The organism is Burkholderia cenocepacia, from assembly GCF_014211915.1.
Classification (GTDB): Bacteria; Pseudomonadota; Gammaproteobacteria; order Burkholderiales; family Burkholderiaceae; genus Burkholderia; species Burkholderia orbicola.
Genome location: NZ_CP060041.1, coordinates 148,094 through 167,943 on the forward strand (window position 1 = coordinate 148,094; position 19,850 = coordinate 167,943).

17 protein-coding genes are annotated in these 19,850 nt (G+C 69.6%); 9 read left to right on the top strand and 8 right to left on the bottom strand.

Annotated features, from left to right (window positions below; all coding sequences use genetic code 11):
* Positions 1–18 precede the first annotated feature (18 nt).
* Together SY91_RS29935 and SY91_RS29940 are read right to left on the bottom strand one after the other, a co-directional pair.
* Positions 19–1,392: a sigma-54-dependent transcriptional regulator gene (locus SY91_RS29935; RefSeq protein ID WP_023474613.1), complete on the bottom strand. Its 1,374-nt coding sequence runs from the start codon at positions 1,390–1,392 to the stop codon at positions 19–21.
* Entirely contained in the window at positions 1,374–2,864 is a 1,491-nt protein-coding gene (locus SY91_RS29940) for a sensor histidine kinase (RefSeq protein WP_043886372.1), read from the bottom strand. Before SY91_RS29940 ends, SY91_RS29935 begins: the two co-directional genes overlap by 19 nt.
* Before the next feature lie 170 nt (positions 2,865–3,034).
* On the opposite strand from SY91_RS29940, the gene SY91_RS29945 reads away from it, so the two are divergent.
* Positions 3,035–3,328 carry an alginate lyase family protein gene (locus tag SY91_RS29945; protein WP_260632517.1) on the top strand — a complete coding sequence of 98 codons (294 nt, stop codon included), beginning with the start codon at positions 3,035–3,037 and terminating at the stop codon, positions 3,326–3,328.
* A gap of 180 nt (positions 3,329–3,508) precedes the next feature.
* Here the strand turns inward: SY91_RS29945 and SY91_RS29950 are convergent, their stop codons facing one another.
* From SY91_RS29950 to xylA, 5 genes are all read right to left on the bottom strand, one after another.
* The gene (locus SY91_RS29950; protein WP_023474614.1) at positions 3,509–4,708 is read right to left on the bottom strand and encodes a sugar ABC transporter permease; all 1,200 of its coding nucleotides are present in this window, start codon (positions 4,706–4,708) and stop codon (positions 3,509–3,511) included.
* Entirely contained in the window at positions 4,705–6,264 is a 1,560-nt protein-coding gene (gene xylG / locus SY91_RS29955) for a D-xylose ABC transporter ATP-binding protein (RefSeq protein WP_043886373.1), read from the bottom strand. The genes SY91_RS29950 and xylG overlap by 4 nt, the downstream gene beginning before the upstream one ends.
* Before the next feature lie 58 nt (positions 6,265–6,322).
* Complete coding sequence (gene xylF / locus SY91_RS29960) at positions 6,323–7,351, bottom strand: D-xylose ABC transporter substrate-binding protein (protein WP_011695050.1); 1,029 nt, start codon at positions 7,349–7,351, stop codon at positions 6,323–6,325.
* 88 nt (positions 7,352–7,439) lie between these two features.
* The gene (gene xylB, locus SY91_RS29965; RefSeq protein WP_023474616.1) at positions 7,440–8,918 is read right to left on the bottom strand and encodes a xylulokinase; all 1,479 of its coding nucleotides are present in this window, start codon (positions 8,916–8,918) and stop codon (positions 7,440–7,442) included.
* Between the two features lie 4 nt (positions 8,919–8,922).
* A complete protein-coding gene (gene xylA, locus SY91_RS29970) occupies positions 8,923–10,245 on the bottom strand; it encodes a xylose isomerase (protein WP_023474617.1) in 1,323 nt (440 codons plus the stop codon).
* A gap of 271 nt (positions 10,246–10,516) precedes the next feature.
* Between xylA and SY91_RS29975 the strand changes: the two genes are divergently transcribed.
* The 8 genes from SY91_RS29975 to SY91_RS30010 all read left to right on the top strand — a co-directional run bounded on the left by SY91_RS29975 (position 10,517) and on the right by SY91_RS30010 (position 18,551).
* On the top strand, positions 10,517–11,710 hold the full coding sequence (locus tag SY91_RS29975) for a XylR family transcriptional regulator (protein WP_023474619.1): 1,194 nt from the start codon (positions 10,517–10,519) through the stop codon (positions 11,708–11,710).
* A 27-nt stretch (positions 11,711–11,737) separates the two neighbouring features.
* Positions 11,738–12,826, top strand: coding sequence for an aldose epimerase family protein (locus SY91_RS29980; protein WP_023474620.1), 1,089 nt, complete (start codon positions 11,738–11,740; stop codon positions 12,824–12,826).
* Positions 12,827–13,001: 175 nt separating this feature from the next.
* The gene (locus SY91_RS29985) at positions 13,002–13,961 is read left to right on the top strand and encodes an AraC family transcriptional regulator (protein WP_043886375.1); all 960 of its coding nucleotides are present in this window, start codon (positions 13,002–13,004) and stop codon (positions 13,959–13,961) included.
* Positions 13,962–14,083: 122 nt separating this feature from the next.
* Positions 14,084–14,650, top strand: coding sequence for a carboxymuconolactone decarboxylase family protein (locus tag SY91_RS29990; protein WP_043886376.1), 567 nt, complete (start codon positions 14,084–14,086; stop codon positions 14,648–14,650).
* On the top strand, positions 14,623–15,738 hold the full coding sequence (locus SY91_RS29995) for an acyl-CoA dehydrogenase family protein (protein ID WP_023474621.1): 1,116 nt from the start codon (positions 14,623–14,625) through the stop codon (positions 15,736–15,738). Before SY91_RS29990 ends, SY91_RS29995 begins: the two co-directional genes overlap by 28 nt.
* Complete coding sequence (locus tag SY91_RS30000; RefSeq protein ID WP_023474622.1) at positions 15,735–16,529, top strand: ABC transporter ATP-binding protein; 795 nt, start codon at positions 15,735–15,737, stop codon at positions 16,527–16,529. The genes SY91_RS29995 and SY91_RS30000 overlap by 4 nt, the downstream gene beginning before the upstream one ends.
* 11 nt (positions 16,530–16,540) lie before the next feature.
* Complete coding sequence (locus tag SY91_RS30005) at positions 16,541–17,731, top strand: ABC transporter substrate-binding protein (protein ID WP_023474623.1); 1,191 nt, start codon at positions 16,541–16,543, stop codon at positions 17,729–17,731.
* Positions 17,724–18,551, top strand: a complete 828-nt coding sequence (locus SY91_RS30010; RefSeq protein ID WP_185921495.1) for an ABC transporter permease — start codon at positions 17,724–17,726, stop codon at positions 18,549–18,551. The genes SY91_RS30005 and SY91_RS30010 overlap by 8 nt, the downstream gene beginning before the upstream one ends.
* Before the next feature lie 51 nt (positions 18,552–18,602).
* Here SY91_RS30010 and SY91_RS30015 read toward each other — a convergent pair whose 3' ends face one another.
* Positions 18,603–19,841 (bottom strand): SfnB family sulfur acquisition oxidoreductase, encoded by a 1,239-nt coding sequence (locus tag SY91_RS30015; protein WP_012336859.1) that lies wholly within the window; start codon positions 19,839–19,841, stop codon positions 18,603–18,605.
* Positions 19,842–19,850 lie beyond the last annotated feature (9 nt).

Sequence of the window (19,850 nt, forward strand, 5' to 3'; positions counted from 1 at the left end):
ACAGTCGACGCGGTGTGGCTAGTCGTCCCGCTCGATCCCGAGATTCGCCATCCGCGCATAGAGCGACTGGCGGCCGATCCCGAGCTGCCTCGCGGCTTCCGCGCGATTGCCGTTCGCACGCTCGAGCGCGTGCAGGATCGCCGCGCGCTCGACCGTCGCGAGCGCATCGGGCAGCGGCATGTCGAGCAGGTGCGCCGGCACCGCATCGGCGCCCGACTGGCGCGCCGGCACGGCGCCTAGGCCGAGATCGGCCGCGCTGACGGCCGGCCCGGGGGCGAGCGCGGCCGCCCGCTCCATCACGTTGCGCAGTTCGCGGACGTTGCCGGGCCAGCCGTGATCGAGCAGCGCGCGCTGCGCGTCGTTCGTCAGATGCAGCGCGCGCATGCGTGCCGCGTTGCCCAGGAAATGGGCGGCCAGCGGCAGGATGTCGGCTACACGCTCCGCGAGCGGCGGCAGGTGCAACGGAATGACGTTCAGCCGATAGAAGAGATCTTCGCGGAATGTGCCGTCCGCGACGGCCGCGGCGAGGTCGCGGTGCGTCGCGGCCACGACGCGAATGTCGATCGCCGTCGCGCGGTCCGCGCCGAGCGGCGTCACCTGGCGCTCCTGCAGCGCGCGCAGCAACTTGGCCTGCATCGCGGCGGGCATGTCGCCGATTTCGTCGAGAAAGAGCGTGCCGCCGTCGGCCTCGACGAGGCGCCCCGCGCGATCGGCATGCGCCCCGGTAAACGCACCGCGACGATGCCCGAACAATTCGCTTTCGAGCAGATCGGCCGGGATGGCCGCGCAGTTGACCGCGACGAACGGCCCCGCATGGCGAGCCGATGCGGCATGCAGCACGCGGGCCGCCACCTCCTTGCCCGTGCCCGTTTCGCCGGTCAGGAGCACGGTTGCATCGCTCATCGCGGCCCGGCCGATCTGCTTTTGCACGTCGCGCATCGCGGCGCTCACGCCCAGCAATCGCGGTCGGTCCGCCGAAGGTTCGCCCGCGAAGCCGTTGTCGGAGGGCGCCGGCGCGGGCGGCTGATTCGCCGACACGATGCGTTCGAGCAGTTGCGCGATGTCCCGACGCCCGATCGGCTTCGTCAGGTGATCGAATGCGCCGAGCCGCATCGCTTCGATCGTGTTGTCGCTGGTCGCGTGGGCCGTCAGCATGACGACCGGAATCGCGGCCAGCGCGGGATCGTCACGCAGTTGCGCCAGCACGGCCAGCCCGTCCAGATCGGGCAGGCGGAAATCCAGAAAGACGCATTCGATGCCGCCGCCGCGCAGCGCGCTGAGCGCCGCCCGGCCGGATGCGGCCTCGACGGCCCGATGACCGAGATCGGCCAGCGTTTCGGCGAGGCCGTCGCGAAAGGCCGCGTCGTCGTCGACTATGAGGATGTTTGCCATGGAATTTCAATCACGAATGCGGCGCCCCCGTCGAGGCGCGCGTGTCCGCCGTGCGCCGCCGCCACTTCACGGACCACGGCAAGACCGAGGCCCGTGCCGTCCGCGCGCCCCGTCACGAACGGCTCGAAGATCCGCTCGCGCTGCGCGGCCGGCACCCCGGGGCCGCTGTCCGACACGGTGATGCACAGCCAGTCGCGCCCGGCGAGCGCGCGCCGCTCGGCGGTGAGCGTGACCGCGCCGCCGTCGCCCGCATGGTGCAGCGCGTTGAGCAGCAGGTTGTCGAGCGCCCGGCGCATCTGGTCGGGATCGAAGGCCGGACGATCCGACGGCCACGCGAGCCGTTCGCCCTGCCCCGCGAGCGACACCGTCAGATCGATCGCTTGCCGCTGCGCCAGCTCGCGGTGCGCGTCGACGACCTGCGCGAGCCACGCGTCGACGTCGACGGGTGCCGCATGGGGGCGCACCGGCTGCGTCAGCGCGAGCAGGCTCGACAATTGCGCATCGATGCGCTCGATCTGCGCGAGGATCACGCGCAATGCGTCCTGCTGCCGCCGGCCGTCGCCGGCCAGCGCGTTTTCCGCCTTCAGCCGCATCGCGCCCATCGGATTGCGAATCTCGTGCGCGACCTGCGCGGCAAGCTTCCCCAGCATGCCGAAGCGCTCGGCCTGCGCGAGCCGCGTACGGAGTTCGTCGGCCTGCTGTTGCAGCCGGTCGGCGCGGCGCGCCCGCTCGTTGAACGCGTCGATGACGCGGTCGAGATCCGGTTCGCCAACGTACGGCAAATGATGTTCGCGACCGTCGGGCCCCAGCCCGCTCTCGATCCGGGCGAGATTGCGCTTCCAGCGGCGCAGCGCCACGGCCAGCGCCGCCGCGATCGCCAGAATCACCGCGAGCACGGCGGCGAGGCCCGTGGCCAGCAATTCCCCGTGCCGGCCCAGCGGCGGGCGCGCACGCGTCAGCATCCACACGTACAGCCCCGCGCCGCCGCGTACCGGACAGGCCGCCGCGATCACGGCATCCTGCGCGCCTTCGACGACGTTCGCCGTCGCGGCATGCGTCGCGGCCGCGGCATGCAGCGTGCGGAGGATCAGCGGCGTTTCCGCTTCCGGAACGTCGCGTTTGACGCCGCTGCCCTGATAAGTGGGAAAGGAATACGCGAGAAAACCGCTCGCGTCGGGCGCGGCGCCGGGCATCCAGAACCCGCCTTCCATGTCCGGCGCACGCGAGAGCACGATGTCGAGGATCGCGTGCATCAGATCCGGGGCGGGCCCGGCGCCCGCCGACGCGGAAGACGCGCTGTAACGCGACGCGACCGCTTCGCAGGCCGACGCGCCGGCGGCCTTCGCGCTGGCCACCTGCTGACTCTCGGCGGAACTCGCGGTGACCCAGACGACCGCGACCAGCGTCGCGCACAGCGCCGCGACGAGTGCCCAGAGCATGACGAGTTGGGTGGAGAACGACGGACGCTTCATCGGATCGGGCTGACGGTCGAGGACGACAGAATAGCGTATTGCACGTCATGCGAAGCCGCGACGACCGCCATGCGTCACACCGACGGCCGGCGGATCGGAACGGTAACGGCTCGCCGTGGAAAGCCTGGCGAAAGCCCCGGGGCTAGACTGCCTTCGGTCCCGATTCCGGCTTGCTGCGGGTACGCGAAGGCATTCGCGACATCGGCCCGGACGGTTCGCTCGCGCGCGAGGTGAAGCGCGGCAATCGCGCGCTCCACTATCACACCTTCGCGCTGCTGCCGCTCGTGTTCGCGGCCGAACTCGTCCAGCGGCGCAACATCGATCTCTACCGCGAGAACGACGGCGCGATCGGCCGCCTCGCGAACCTCGTGATCGACGCGGTGGAAGATCCCGCGAGTTTCAGGAAGATCACGCCGATCAGGCAGGACCTGTTTCCGTGGACGTTCCGCGACGAACCGAGCTGAGTCGAGCCGTACTACGCACGCTTTCACGATCGCCGCCTGCCGGCGATCATCGCGCCGCGCCGCCCGTTCGGCGAATGGCGGCTCGGCGGCGACGTGACGGCGGCGTGGGGCGCGCCGCTGCCATGATGCACGCCGCTGCCATGACGCGCACCGCTATCGGACGCGCGACCGGGCCGCGCGTCACCGCCGGTTCGAGCGCGACACCACGTCGATCCACACCGCCAGCACCAGCACCGCGCCCTTGACGATCATCTGCCAGTACGCGTCGACGTCCAGCATCGACATCCCGTTGTCGAGGCTCGCCATCACGAGCGCGCCGATCAGCGCGCCGTAGACCGTGCCCGACCCGCCGCGCATCGAGGTGCCGCCGATGAAGCACGCGGCGATCGCGTCGAGCTCGCCCATCGTGCCGGCGGACGGCGACCCGGCCGCGAGCCGCGCCGTGTTGACGAGGCCGGCGAACGCGCACATCAGTCCCATCAGCGCGAAGATCGCGAGTTTCACGCGATCGGTGTCCACGCCCGACAGCCGCGTCGCCTCCAGGTTCGACCCCACCGCATAGATGCGCCGGCCGAATACCGTCTGCGTCGCGATCCACGAGAACACGCCGAGCAGCGCAAGCAGCAGCAGCACGGGCACCGGAATACCGCCGTAGCGGTCGAGCGTCGCGACGAACGCGAACAGCACCGCCCCCGCGCCGACGATCTTCGCGACGTCCTGCCATAGCGGCGCGACCGCGAGCCGGTAGCGCCGCCGCGTGCCGCGCTGCCGCACCACCAGCAGCGTCGCGACCACGAACAGCAGGACCGCGAGGCCGTCGCCGGCCAGGCGCGGCAGATAGCCCTGCCCGATGAACACGAAGCCGTCCGACACGGGCGCGATCGTCGAGCCGCCCGTCACGCCGAGCAGGATGCCGCGAAATGCGAGCATCCCGCCGAGCCCGACGATGAACGACGGCACGCGCCGATAGGTCGACCACCAGCCGTTGAAGAGCCCGATCAGCACGCCGAGCGCGAGCACGGCCGGGACCGTCGCCGCAACCGGCCAGTGGCGGTTGACGTCGAGGATCGCGGCGACGCCGCCGAGCAGCCCGAGCAGCGAGCCGACCGACAGGTCGATCTCGCCCGCGATGATGACGAACACCATGCCGCACGCGAGCATGCCGGTGATCGACATCTGCCGCAGCAGGTTCGATACGTTGCGGGGCGTGACGAACGCGCCGTCCGTCAGCACCGAGAAGAATGCCCAGATCGCGACGACCGCGAACAGCAGCGCAAGCACCTTGTAGCGCGTGAAGACATGGCGCAATGGCAGCCGCGGCGCGCGGCCGGCGCCTGCATCCGGCGTCGCCGGGGTCGAGGAAGAAAGTTCGGAATTCATGTCGCACTCGTTGCGGTGGGTTCGGCGGGCAGCCGCGCGGGCTTCAGCGCGGCGCCGAGGATCTGTTCCTGCGTGAGGTCCTGGTTGACGAAATCGCCGCGCAATTCGCCTTCGCCGATCACCAGCACGCGATCGGCCAAGCCGAGCACCTCCGGCAGTTCCGACGACACGACGATCAGCGCGACGCCGCGCTGGGCCAGCGCAAAGATCAGCCGGTAGATCTCCGCCTTCGCGCCCACGTCGACGCCGCGTGTCGGTTCGTCGAGAATCAGCACCTGCGGCTCGGTCAGCAGCATCTTCGCGAGCACCGCCTTCTGCTGATTGCCGCCCGACAGGCTCGCGATCGACAGGAACGGGTGCGCTGCGCGCACCGACAGCCGCTGCATCTCGGTGCGGATCGTATCGAGTTCGGCGGCCGCGTCGATCCGCCCGCGCGCCGCGAAGCGCCGCAGCACCGCGAGCGTGATGTTGTGGCCGACGCCGAGCTGCGGCACGATGCCGTGGCGCTTGCGGTCCTCCGGCACCATCGCGATGCCGGCGCGGATCGCGTCGGCCGGCGAGCGGATCGACAGCGGCTTGCCGTTCATCGTCACGCTCGCCGTGCACGCGCCCGGATACGCGCCGAAGATCGCCTGCATCAACTCGGTGCGGCCCGCGCCGACCAGCCCGGCGACGCCGAGGATCTCGCCGCGCCGCACGCTGAACGACACGTCGTCGACGCGCTTGCGGCGCGCGTTCGTCACGTCGCGGCACGTCACGTGGCGCACGTCGAGCACGACGTCGCCGATCTCGTGCGGCTCGCGCGGATACAGGTCGCGAATCTCGCGGCCCACCATCATCGCGATGATCCGGTCGGTGGTCAGCGTGGCCATCGGCTCGGTCGCGACGTGGCGTCCGTCGCGGATCACGGTGACCGTGTCGCACACGGCCGCCACCTCGTCGAGCTTGTGCGAGATGTAGACGCACGCCACCCCACGGCGCTTCAGGTCGCGCACGATGTCGAGCAGGATGCGCGTCTCCGACGCACTCAGCGACGACGACGGTTCGTCGAGGATCAGCAGCTTCGCGTGCTTGTTCAGCGCCTTCGCGATTTCGATCAACTGCTGGTAGCCGCCGCCGTAGTTCATCACCGGCTGCGCGACGTTGATCGTGTCGATCCGCAGTTCGCGCAGCAGCTCCTCCGCGCGCTGGACCATCGCCGCGAAGTTCATGCGCCCGCCCGGCAGCGTGATCTCGTTGCCGAGGAAGATGTTCTCGGCCACCGACAGTTCGGGCACGAGCATCAGTTCCTGGTGGATGATCACGATGCCCGCGCGCTCGGTGTCGCGCACGCCGGACGCCGCGAGCGGCGCGCCTTCCCAGCGGATTTCACCGTCCCACGTGCCGTGCGGGTACACACCCGACAGCACCTTCATCAGCGTCGACTTGCCGGCGCCGTTCTCGCCGCACAGCCCGACGCATTCGCCGGGGCGCACGGTCAGGTCGATGCCGTCGAGCGCCTTCACGCCGTCGAATGCCTTGACGATGCCGCGCATCGTCAGCAAGGGTTCCGTCATTCGTTCATGCCTCGCAGGATGCGCGCGGGCGACGGTGAGCCGCCCGCGCGTCGTGCCGTTACTGGCTCGCCAGCTGGGCCTGGGTATAGAAGCCGTCCTTCACGACGACGTCGACGTTGCGCTTGGTCAGCAGCGTCGGCTGCAGCAGCACCGTGTCGACCTTCTTCTTGCCGTTGTCGTATTGCGCGTTGAACGCGGGCTTCGTGCCCTTCGCGAGATCGACCGCGAGCTTCGCGGCTTCGCTCGCGATCAGCTTCAGCGGCTTGTAGACGGTCATCGTCTGCGTGCCGGCGATCACGCGCTTGACCGCGGCCAGATCCGCATCCTGCCCGGACACCGGCACCTTGCCGGCCAGATGCTGCGCGGCGAGCGCCTGGATCGCGCCGCCGGCCGTGCCGTCGTTCGACGCGACGATCGCATCGATCTTGTTGTTGTTCGCGGTCAGCGCGTCCTCGACGATCCGCAGCGCGGTCGACGCGCTCCATTCGGGCACCCACTGCTGGCCGACCACCTTGATGTCGCCGCGGTCGATCGCCGGCTTGAGCACCTTCAGTTGTCCTTCGCGCAGCATCTTCGCGTTGTTGTCGGTCGGCGCGCCGCCCAGCAGGAAATAGTTGCCCTTCGGCTTCGCGTCGAACACGCCCTGCGCCTGCAGCTCGCCGACCTTCTCGTTGTCGAACGAGATGTACGCGTCGACGTCGGCGTCGAGGATCAGGCGATCGTACGACACGACCTTGATGCCGGCCTTGCGCGCTTCGGCGACGACGTTGCCGAGCGTCTTCGAGTTGAACGGCACGATCACGATCACGTCGACGCCGCGCGAGATCAGGTTCTCGATCTGGGAAATCTGCCGCGCCTCGTTCGCATCGGCCGACTGCACCGACACCTTCGCGCCGAGCTTCGTCGCGGCCGCGACGAAATAGTCGCGATCGCGCGACCAGCGCTCGACGCGCAGGTCGTCGATACAGAAGCCGATCTCGGGCTTGTCCTTGCTCGCGTGGGCGAGCGGCGAGCCCAGCGCGAGGATCGCCAGCGCGGCGGCGCCGGCAAGGGAATGCAATACGGTACGACGCGTCACGGTTTTCATGTCTCCAGACTCCTTGTTATGGAACCACCTCACGAACCGCGGACGGCCGCCGGATTGCACCGCCCGCATCGAGTCACTGCAATGTGCGTCAGGCGCCCGTCGCAAACACCGGTTCGAGCGCACGGTACAGCGCGCGAAACGTCGGCCGCCGCACGTCGCGATACCACGCGTGCCGCTCGGGATCGGGCTCGCGCACCGCGACGACGGGCGGCTGCGGGCACACGTCGCCGAGCCGCGCATGCGGTTCGAGCGCGAGATGCGCAAGGCGCGCGGCGCCGAGCGCCGGCCCCACTTCGCCGCCCGCGCGCAGCGTCAGCGCGCGACCGCTCAGGTCGGCGAGCATCTGCGTCCAGTACGCGCTGCGCGAGCCGCCGCCGATCACCGTGATGCTGTCGGGTGCAAGCCCGGCCGCATGCAGCGCGTCGATGCCGTCGAGCAGCGCGAAGCCGACGCCTTCGAGCGTCGCGTTCGCGAGATCGGCGCGCCGCGTGTCGGGCGTGAGCCCATAGAACACGCCTTTCGCGTTCACGTCGTTGTGCGGCGTGCGCTCGCCGCTCAGGTACGGCAGGAACCACGGGCGGCTCGCGCGTGCGTTCGCCTCGGCATCGTCGAGCAGCGCCGCGACGCCGTCGTAGCCGGCCAGTTGCGCGGTGAAGTCGACGCAGCCGGCCGCGTTCAGCATCACGGACATCAGGTGCCACGTATCCGGCAGCGCATGACAGAAGCTGTGCACCGCCGATTCGGGATTCGCGCGAAACCCGTCCGACACCGCGAAATACACGCCCGACGTGCCAAGCGACAGCAGCGCGTCGCCGGGCCGCACGATCCCGACGCCCACCGCGCCGGCCGCGTTGTCGCCGCCGCCGGCCACCACCGGGATCTCGCGCAGGCCCAGCGCCCGCGCCACGGCCGGCAGCAGCGTGCCGGTGATGCGGTTGCCCTCGACGACGGGCGGCATCTGCGTGCGCGACAGCCCGCAAGCGGCGAGCAGCGTGTCGTCGTAGTCGCGCTTCGCGACGTCGAGCCACAGCGTGCCGGCGGCATCCGACGGATCGGTCGCGAACGCGCCGGTCAGCCGGTAGCGCAGATAATCCTTCGGCAGCAGCACGTAGGCGATGCGTGCGAACACGTCGGGCTCGTGACGACGCACCCACAGCAGCTTGGGCGCCGTGAAGCCAGGCATCGCGATGTTGCCGGCCACCGTGCGCAATGCGGGCGCGAGCCGTTCGAGTTCCGCGCACTCGGCATCCGCGCGGCCGTCGTTCCACAGAATCGCGGGGCGCAGCACGTCGCCATGCGCATCCAGCAGCGTCGCGCCGTGCATCTGCCCGGTCAGCCCGAGCGCGTCGATGTCGCGCGGGTCGATGCCGGCCGTGCGCGCATCCGCGACCAGCGCGGCAAGCGCACCGCAGGCGGCGTCCCACCAGTCGCGCGGCGCCTGCTCGGACCAGCGCGGCTGCGGCCGGCTCACCGTCAGCGGGCGGCTCGCGCTCGCGCGCACCGCGCCGTCGCGGTCGAGCAGCACCGCCTTCACGCCCGACGTGCCGAGATCGAGTCCGATGTACATGGCGTCAGCGCAGCCCGTAGATCGCCTGGTTCACGATGTTCTCCAGCCGCTCCTGCGCGCCGCTCGCATGCCGCGGGTTCACCCCACGCGCGAGCGCGTCGGCCGCCAGCGATTCCAGCGTATAGCCGCCGGACAGGATCTTGCGGCCGAACGCGTCGTCCCACTGCGCGTAGCGCTGCCGGCGCAGCGCGTCGAGCCGGTCGTTCTCGACCAGCACCGCCGCGCGTTCGAGCGCGAGCGCGAGCACGTCGATCGCGCCGACGTGGCCGTAGAACAGGTCTTCCGGATCGATGCTCTGGCGCCGCACCTTCGCGTCGAAGTTCATCCCGCCGGTCGTGAAGCCGCCGTGGCGCAGGATCTCGTAGAACGCGAGCGTCAGCTCCTCGACGCTGTTCGGGAACTGGTCGGTGTCCCAGCCGTTCTGCGGATCGCCGCGGTTCGCGTCCACGCTGCCGAACACGCCGAGCGCGAAGGCGTTCGCGATCTCGTGATGGAACGAATGACCGGCGAGCGTCGCGTGGTTCGCCTCGATGTTCACGCGAATCTCGTTCTGGAGTCCGTACTGCACGAGGAAGCCGTGCACGGTCGCGACGTCGTAGTCGTACTGGTGCTTGGTCGGCTCCTGCGGCTTCGGCTCGATCAGCAGCGCGCCCTTGAAGCCGATCCGGTGCTTGTGCTCGACGACCATCGACAGGAAGCGGGCGAACTGGTCGCGCTCGCGCTTCAGGTCGGTATTGAGCAGCGTCTCATAGCCTTCCCGTCCGCCCCACAGCACGTAGTTTTCTCCGCCGAGCCGGTGGGTCGCGTCGAGCGCATGGCACACCTGGGTCGCGGCCCATGCGAACACGTCGGGGTTCGGGTTGGTCGCGGCGCCGGCCGCGAAGCGCGGGTGCGAGAACAGGTTCGCGGTGCCCCACAGGAGCCGCACGCCGCTTGCCTGCTGACGCTCGCCGAGATAGTCGACCATCCGCGCGAAATTGGCTGCGTAGTCGCGCAGGCTGTCGCCTTCCGGCGCGACGTCGGTGTCATGGAACGTGTAGAACGGCGTGCCGAGCTTCGTGAAGAATTCGAACGCCGCATCGGCCTTCTGCCGCGCCCGCTCGAGCGCGTCGCCCGGCTGCTGCCACGGCCGCTGGAACGCGGGCTGCCCGAAGATGTCGTGGCCCGGCCACACGAACGTGTGCCAGTAGCAGACCGCGATCCGCAGATGCTCGGCGAGCGTCTTGCCGAGCACGCGCTTGTCGGGGTCGTAATGGTGATAGGCGAGCGGATTGTCCGACTGCGGGCCTTCGTAGCGAATCGCGGGAATGTGCTCGAAATACGACATGGCGTCTCCGTGGGGGTTCTTGTTGCAGCGCAACGCGCGTCGCGACGACGCACGCGGCCGAATTCGGTTGACTGGATCGTGCCCGCGCGCCTATCGGCCGGCAATTGCGAAATTGCGCAGCGCGCTTGATGTTTCTTGCCAGCCGCTACGTGCGGCGCGCGTTCCGTCCTACAATCGCCGTACACCACGTACACCAGATATCGCGCGCCGCCGTCCGGGCGCGCCCCGGAGACAACGGCACGGCGCCCCGACGCGCTCACCCGACACCCAGATGACACGCGCCCCTTCCGCCCAGACACCGCACCGCATCGCGCTGCTGTTCAACGCGAACAAGGTCTACGACCGCGAGATCATCAGCGGCATCGGCCAGTACCTGCACACGACGCGCGTCGTGTGGGACCTGTTCCTCGAAGACGACTTCCGCTGCCGGCTCACCGGGATCGAGCGTTTCGACGGCGACGGCATCATCGCGGACTTCGACGACCCGGCCGTGGCCGACGCGCTCGCCGGTTCGCCGCTGCCGATCGTCGCGATCGGATCGTCGTACGAGGACCCGACGCAGTACCCGGCCGATGTCCCATATATTGCGACGGACAACCCGAAACTCGTGTCGCTCGCCTATACGCACCTGATCGGCGCCGGACTCGCGCACTTCGCGATGTACAGCCTGCCGGTCGCGCAGGAGAACCGCTGGGCGCAGCAGCGCGAGCTCGCGTTCGACCGGCTCGCGCGCGCGGACGGGCTCGACGCGCCGATCTACCGCGGGCTGTCGACGAGCGCGTCCGGGTGGAATCACGCGATCGAGCAACTGATCGACTGGCTGCATGCGCTGCCGAAGCCGGTCGGCGTGATCGCGGTGACCGATGCGCGTGCGCGGCATCTGCTGCAGGCGTGCCTGATCGCCGGCATCGCGGTGCCGGAACAGGTCGCGATCATCGGCATCGACAACGATCCGCTCACGCGCACGCTGACGCGCATTCCGCTGTCGTCGGTGATCCAGGGCACCGAGGAAATGGGCCGCACCGCCGCGCACCTGCTGCACCGGATGCTGCGCGGCGCGCGCTTTCCCGGGCAGCGCATTCTCGTGCCGCCGGTCGGCATCAACGTGCTCGAATCGACGCGCCACCAGCCGCTCGCGAGCCCGCACGTGATGCGTGCCCGGCATTTCATCCGCCAGTACGCGTGCCAGGGCATCAAGACCGAACAGGTCGCCGACTATGTCGGCGTGTCGCGCTCGCTGCTCGAGGAGCACTTCCGGCGCGAACTGCAACGCACCGTGCACCAGGAGATCCTGCGCCACAAGCTCGAAGCCGCGCAGGCGCTGCTCGCCGGCCGCCAGGCGTCGAGCGCCGAAGTCGCGATCCGTTGCGGATTCACGTCGCTTCAATACATGTACGCGGTGTTCCGGCGCGAACTCGGCTGTACGCCGCGCGAATACCAGGAACGCGCGGCCGCCCCCCACTGACACCCGCCGCCCATCCGACCTCCATCCATGCATATCGATACCGATTCCTCATACCTGACGCCCGGCGCGGCACGCGTGCTTTCCGAGCCGTGGGGCACGTTGCCCGACGGCGAGCCCGTGCGGCGCTATACGCTGCGCAACGCGCACGGGATGCGCGTCGTCGTCAGCGACCTCGGCGCGACCGTCGTGTCGTGGCTCGCGCCCGATCGCACCGGGCGCCTGGCCGATATCGTGCTCGCGCACGACACGCCGGCCGAGTACCTCGAATCCGGCGCCTATCTCGGCGCGACGGTCGGCCGCTGGGCGAACCGGATCGCCGGCGCGCGCTTCACGCTCGACGGCGTCGACTACCTGCTCGACCGCAACGAGAACGGCAACCTGTTGCACGGCGGCGCGAACGGTTTTCATCGCGCGCGGTGGGACGTGCTCGACGATGGCGGCGGGCTGACGCTGCAACTCGATTCGCCGGAAGGCGACGCGGGATTCCCCGGCAACGTGCGCGTGCAGGTGCGCTACACGCTCGACGACGACGGCACGCTGACGATCGACTATTCGGGGTGGACCGATGCGCCGACGCCGCTGAACCTGACGAATCACAGTTACTTCAACCTGAACGGGCGCGCGGGCAGCGACGTGCGCGGCCATCTGCTGCATATCGACGCCGATGCCTTCCTCGAAGTGGACGACGCGCTGATCCCGACCGGCACGGCCGACGTAACGGGCACGGCCTTCGATTTCCGGCAAAGCGCGCCGCTCGGCGCGCGCCTCGACTGGCCGCATGCGCAACTGGCGCGGGCGCGCGGCTTCGATCACTGCTACGTCGTCGGCAACGGCGCGCGTGAGGTCCGGCCCGTCGCACGGATCTACGATCCGGAAAGCGGCCGCGAGCTGATCGTGTCGACCGACCAGCGCGGCCTGCAGCTCTATACGGGCAACTATCTCGACGGCTTGCGCGTGAGCGGCGGCACGCGCTGCGTGCCACACGCGGCGCTGTGCGTCGAGGCGGGCGGCTTTCCGGATCAGGTCAACATGGACGGCCTGCGCGACGACGTGATCGTTCGTCCGGGCGGCGTCTATCGGCAGACCACGCGGTATCGGATCGCCGTTCAGGCATAGCGCGCGTGCCGTGTCGTCGGCACCCGGCCAGCGCCGCGCGCACCCCGGCCGAACGCCAGGCCGCGCCGCGTCGCGCGACATTGCGACGGCAGGAAAATGCTTTCTACGATTCGTTGGTTTGAGCGGCGCGGCGCAGCCCGTAGCATGGGCGCGTCACCCATCCTCCAGCATCGGAATGTCCGCGCAAACAGACAAGGTCGTCCATTGGCTGCTGTCCAGCCTGGAGCCGAAAAGCCAGCTTTTTCACGTCGGCCAGTATTGCGGCGACTGGCAGGCGTCCACCGCCGGCCGGGCGAAAGCGAGCTTCCACGTCATCCTGCATGGTTCGGCGTGGCTGCACTTCGCCGACGGGCGCGACAGCATCCCGGTCGCCGCGGGTGAAGCCGTCTTTCTGCTGCGCGACGTGCCGCACGGGTTGTCGCCGAGCCCGGTCAACCCGCAGGCCTGCGCGGTCGCGGGCGGCCATCCGCTCGAGCGGCGCGGGTCGATGCAACCGCTCGATCCGTCGGTCGACGGCAGCGTCGGGCTCGCGTGCGGCTTCATCGAATTCCACTCGACCGTGTCGCGCGCGATCGTATCGCTCTTTCCCGAGTACCTGATCGTGCGGCGCGGCGACGACGCGTATCGCGGCATCCACGGGCTGTTCGACCTGATCCGCGCCGAAGGTCGTCACGGCGTCGACGCGCCGTCCCCGCTGATCGACAAGCTGGTCGAACTGCTGCTGTTCTATGCGGTGCGGGACGCCGCCGGGCACGATACCGTGGCCAGCGGGCTCGCCACGCTGATGCAGCGGACCGGCTTCGGCACGCTGGTCGCCGCGATCATCGACGCGCCCGCCGACGCGTGGACCACGGACTCGATGGCCGCGTTCGCGAACATGTCGCGCACCGCGTTCTGCAAGCACTTCAGCGAAGCATCGGGCCATCCGCCGATGCAGTTCGTCACGATGGTGCGGATGCGGCTCGCGGCGGACCTGTTGCAGCAGGGCCTGCCGATTTCGCGGGCGGGCGAACTCGTCGGCTATCAGTCGGAATCGGCGTTTGCGCACGCGTTCAAGCGCACGATGGGCATGCAACCCGGCGCATGGCGCCGCGAGCGCGACGACGCGTCGCGATCGGCGGCGCGCTTGCACTAGCGGGCATCGCGACACCGCGACGCGCGGCGCGGGACGAACGCACAGGAATCGCGGATGTTCGCGCATTGTCCGGCGGCAGCAGCGCCTCGACAATGATCTCACTGCCCTTTTCGGAGAATCCTGTGAGCCGCCTGCCGTTGCCCACCATCGAAACCGCCCCCGCGGCCAGCCAGCCCTTCCTCGAAAAATCGCAGCGCGCGAACGGCTTCCTGCCGAACCTCGTCCGTTCGCTCGCGAATGCGCCGGTCGCCCTCGAAACCTATCTGACCGTCGCGGAGATCAACGGCCGCGCGGGCCTCACGTTCGCCGAGCGCGAAGCCGTGCAGATCACCGCGGCCGCCGTCCACGGCTGTGCATTCTGCGTGGCCGGACACACGGCCGCCGCACTGAAAAAAGCCCAGGTCGAGCGCGCCGACGTCGACGCACTGCGCGACGGCGAGCCGGTCGCCGAGCCGCGGCTCGACGCCGTCGCTGCTTTCACGCGCGCCGTGATCGCGACGCGCGGCGCCGTGACCGACGACGCGCTCGACGCGTTCCTGGCCGCCGGCTTCACCGAAGCGAACGCACTCGAAGTGGTGCTGGGCGTGAGCCTCGCGACGCTGTGCAACTTCGCGAACAATCTGGCGCGCAACGAACTCAACCCCGAACTGGCGGCATACCGATGGGAACCCCGGACACAATCCGCCTGACGGCGCCCGCGCTCGACGCGTCGCTCGTCGACTGGCTCGACGCGAACGCCACGCAGCTCGACACGAGCGCCGCGTTGAAAGCGGAAATCGTGCCGCGCCTCGCGGACGCCGGACTGTTCCGGACCGGCGTGCCGGCGAGCCTCGGCGGCGCGGGCGGCACGACCGCGGACGCCATTGCCGGCATCGCCGCGGTGGCCGAGTATTCGCTGACCGCCGCCTTCGTGCTGTGGGGCCAGCGCAGCTTCATCGAATACCTGCTGCAAAGCCCGAATACCGCGCTGCGCGAGCGCTGGCTGCCGGCGCTGCTCGACGGCCGTTGCGCCGGCGCAAGCGGCTTGTCGAATGCGATGAAATATCTGTCCGGCATCGAGTCGCTTCAGATCGACGCGACGCCGCACGCGGAACGCGCCGACGACTGGCGGATGACCGGCCGGATGGCGTGGGTGACGAACCTGCACACCGAACGGTTCGTGGTGGCGGCAGCGGTGGCATTTGGCGATGGCCGGCCGTCCGCGATCGTCGCGATTCCGGATGACGCGCCCGGCCTGACGCGCAGCCCCGATCTCGACCTGATCGCGCTGCGCGGCAGCAACACCGCCGCGCTGCACCTCGACGCCGTACCGGGCGACGCCGCGTGGCTGATCCATCCGGACGCACAAACCTTCCTGTCCGCTGTGCGACCGGCATTCCTCGGCTTGCAGTGCGGGCTGTCGATCGGGCTCGCGCGGCGCTCGCTGGCCGAAGCGCGTCGCGCGGCGGAAACGACGCGCGGCATTCTCGGCCCCGAAGTCGAATCCTGCGCGGCCGAACTGGCTGCCGCGTGTGCGCAACTGTCGGCCGGCATCGCGGACGGCAGCCTGCGCCTGCATCCCGACCGCCTGTTCGCGTTGCGCATCGCGCTCGCGACGCACGTGGGCACGGCCGTGAACCTCGAACTCGAGGCGAGCGGCGGTCGCGGCTATCTGCGCGATGCGGGGCTCGGCTTCGAGCGACGCTGGCGCGAAGCGGCGTTCATCCCGATCGTCACGCCGAGCGTCGTGCAGTTGAAGGCGCAACTCGCCGCACGGACGCGGAGCATCGCCGCATGACGCGCCCGCTGCTGGACGCCCGCCATCTGACGCTTAGCTACGACGGCGAGCGGCGCAATACCGTGCTCGCCGATGTCTCGCTGTCGGTCGGGCGCGGCGAAATCGTCGCGTTGATCGGCCCGAGCGGCACCGGCAAGTCGAGCCTGCTGCGTGCACTGGCCGGGCTGGAGCGACCGCAATCCGGCACCGTGTCGATCGACGGTACGACGCTGCAGGGCCCGCACCCGAGGATCGCGATCGCGTTTCAGGACCCGTGCCTGCTGCCGTGGCTGTCGACCGAACGGAACGTCGCGTTCGGGCTCGCCTTCGAACATCAGGAGCGCCTCACGCGCGATCAGCAACGCGAGCGCGTCCGCTCCGCGCTGCATGCGGTCGGGCTCGAAGCCGCCGTGTCGCTGCGCCCGGCCCAGCTCTCCGGCGGCATGGCGCAGCGCGCGGCGCTCGCCCGCGCGCTGGCGCGTCAGCCGCACGCACTGCTGCTCGACGAGCCGTTCTCGGCGCTCGACGAAGTCACCCGCGCCGCGATGCAGCGGTTGCTGGTGAACATCGTCGCGACGACGCGCTGTGCGACGGTGCTCGTGACCCACGATATCGACGAGGCGCTGCTGGTGGCCGATCGCGTCGTGCTGCTCGGCACGCAGGGCCGCTTCATCGACGCGTGGCACGTCGATTATCCGCATCCGCGCGACGCGTTCGTCAGCGAACTCGGCACGATGCGCATCGACATCCTGAAGGCGTTGCAGGCCGGCATGAAGCGCCCGCACGCGTCCGAACTCCATCCCTCGAACTGACCTCCCTATCCATGTGCCAGATTCCGATGTCGCGCCGCGAATGGCTGAAGCTTGCGGCCCTGTTCACCGCGACGGGCGCCGCCCCGTTGCTGTCGATGGCGAATGCGCACGCCGCGGCCGAACCGGATGCGCCGGTTCGCATCGGCTACCTGCCGATCACCGACGCGGCCCCGCTGCTGGTCGCCCACAACAACGGCTATTTCGCGTCCGAAGGGCTGACGGTCGAGCAACCGAAGATGCTGCGCAGCTGGGCGCAGCTCGTCGAAGCGTTCCTGTCCGGGCAGGTCAACGTCGTGCACCTGCTGTCGCCGATGACGCTGTGGGCGCGCTACGGCAGCCGCGCGCCGGCGAAGGTGGTCGCGTGGAACCACGTGAACGGCTCCGGGCTGACGGTCGCGCCCGACATCGATTCGCTGCGCGATCTCGGCGGCAAGACCGTCGCGATTCCGTTCTGGTACTCGATTCACAACGTCGTGTTGCAGGACCTGCTGCGCCAGCAGGGGCTTACGCCGGTGCTCAAGCGGCGCGGCACGCCCGCGGCGAACGAGGTCAACCTGGTCGTGATGGCGCCGTCGGACATGCTGCCCGCGCTCGCCGCGCGCCAGATCGCCGGGTACATCGTCGCGGAGCCGTTCAACGCGACCGCGGAATTGATGAAGATCGGCAAGATCCTGCGCTTCACCGGCGACGTGTGGAAGAACCATGCGTGCTGCGTCGTGTTCATGCACGAGAACGATCTGACGCAGCGCCCCGCGTGGTCGCAAAAGGTCGTCAACGCGATCGTGAAGGCGCAGCTGTGGGCGCGCGCGCATCCGCAGGACACCGCGCAACTGCTGTCGAAAGACGGCACGCACCGCTATTCGCCGCATACGCTCGCGTCGCTCGACCGCGTGCTGGTGCCGTCGGCGTCGCTGACCGACACCTATCGCGCGAGCGGCGCGATCCGTCATGCCGACTGGCACGCGAAGCGGATCGACTTCCAGCCGTATCCGTTCCCGAGCTATACCGAGGCGCTGGTTCAGCGGCTGAAGCGGACGGTGGTCGACGGCGACAGCACCTTCCTCGCATCGCTCGACCCGGCGTTCGCTGCCCGCGATCTCGTCGACGACCGGTTCGTGCGCAAGAGCATCGACGCGGTCGGCGGCCTGACCGCGTTCGGCCAATCGGGCGGGTTCCGCCGCGAGGAGATCATCGTTGTCTGACGCGCTCGCCACCCGCCGCTCGTCCGCACCCGACACGCGCCGGCGCGGCGGCGTCCGCTTCCCGGCCCGCTCGGCCGCGGGCTGGCTCGGCGTGGCCGGGCTCGTGGCGACGGTCGCCGTCTGGTGGGTCGCGATCCACCTGTTGACCGAGCCCGGCTCACTTGGCCGGCAGTTCGCGCCGGATAGCGCGTTCGCGAGCCTGCGCGCGCTGTGTGCGGACGATCAGTTGCTCGAACACGCGCTCGTCAGCCTGCGACGCATCGGCGTCGGGCTCGGTGCGGCGCTGCTGGCCGGCGTCCCGCTCGGCCTGTTGCTCGGCCGCGTGCGATGGGTCGAGCGGATGCTGTCGCCGACGTTCCAGTTCCTGCGCATGGTGTCGCCGTTGTCGTGGATGCCGCTCGCGGTCATGTCGTTCGGCATCGGCGACCGCGCGATCTACTTCCTGCTCGGGTTCGCTGCGTTGTGGCCGGTGCTGATGAGCACGGCCGCCGGCGTCACGCAGATCGACCGGCGCTGGCTGCAGCTCGGCGCGAGCCTCGCGGCCACCCGCCGCGAGTTGCTGGTCCATATCGTGCTGCCCGCGATCGCGGGGCCGCTGCTCAACGGCATCCGGCTCGCGATCGGCATCCTGTGGATCGTGCTGGTGCCGGCCGAGATGCTCGGCGTCAATGCCGGCCTCGGCTACCTGATCCTCGATACGCGCGACCGGCTCGCGTATGCCGAACTGACGGCGGTGATCGTCGTCATCGGCGCGCTCGGCTTCACGCTCGACGGCATCGCGCGGGGGTTGATCCGCGCGCTGCTGGCGTCCGACCGCTAGCGCCGCCGTGGAGACAGGCAGCGCTCGGGCGGACCGTTTGCCGTGGGCGGCTCAATTCCACGCATGCCGCGCCGGGCGGGCGCCGTTCAGGTAGTAGTTGCCGACGAGGTGATATTTCCAGCGCACCGGATCGTGCAGCGTATGCGTGCGCGCGTTGCGCCAGTGCCGGTCGAGATTGTGCTCCGCGAGCGTCGACTGCGTGCCGGCCAGCTCGAACAGCTTCTCGCCGGCGAGCAGCGCGACCTCGGTCGTCAGCACCTTCGCTTCGCCGACCGCGACGGACGCCCGTGCGACGTCGTCCTCGGTCACGTCGCCCTTGGCCGTGATCTCGTCGAGCGTGCGCGCCGCACGTTCGAGCAACGCGTCGGCCGCATGCAGCTGGATGTGCAGGCGGCCGATTTCGCGAATCGTCAGCGGATCGTCCACCGCCCGCTCGACGCCGCTGTCGACCCACGGCCGCGTGCGGGTCCGCACGAACGCGAGCGTATCGTCGATGGCCGCCTTCGCGATGCCCGCGTCGATCGCCGCCTGGATGATCTGCGACAGCGGGCCGTTGAGCGTCGGCACGTCCGACACGCGCTGCGCGGGCAGCACGTGCGACGCCGGGATGCGCACCGCGTCGAGCACGACCGTGCCGCTCGCGGTCGTGCGCTGCCCGAATCCCGACCAGTCGTCGATCACGGTCAGCCCCGGCGTCGGTTGCGGCACGTACGCGAGCCAGGCCTGCTGCGCGTCGTCGAGCCCGAGCACCGGCACGTAATGCGCGAACAACGCACCGGTCGAGTAGAACTTCGTGCCGTCGACCACATAGTCGTCGCCGTCGCGACGCACGCGCGTCTTCAGGTCGAGCACGTGCTTCGTGCCCTTCTCCGAGAATCCGTTGCCGAACCGCTTGCCGCTCAGCACTTCGGCGAAGAAATGACGCTTTTGCGCATCGGTGCCGACGAGCGTGATCACGTCGATCAGCCCGAAATGATTCTGCGGAAGCTGCCCGAGCGACGCATCGGCCGCGGCGATGATCTTGATCACCTCGGTGAGCGTCACGTGCGAGACGCCTGCACCGCCGTATGCCTTCGGCACCGTGATCGCCCACAGCCCCGACTGCGAAAACCATTCGATTTCCTCGCGCGGCAGGCGGCGCTCGCGATCGCGCTCGGCAGCCCCTTGCGCGAGGCGTTGCGCCAGCGCATGCGCGACCGCGATCGCTTCCGCATCGTCCGCAATCACGCGGGCCACCTGCGGTCGTGCGTCGGCCGGCCGCTCCTGAATCGTCGCGCTCGTGTCTGACATCGGGCTCTC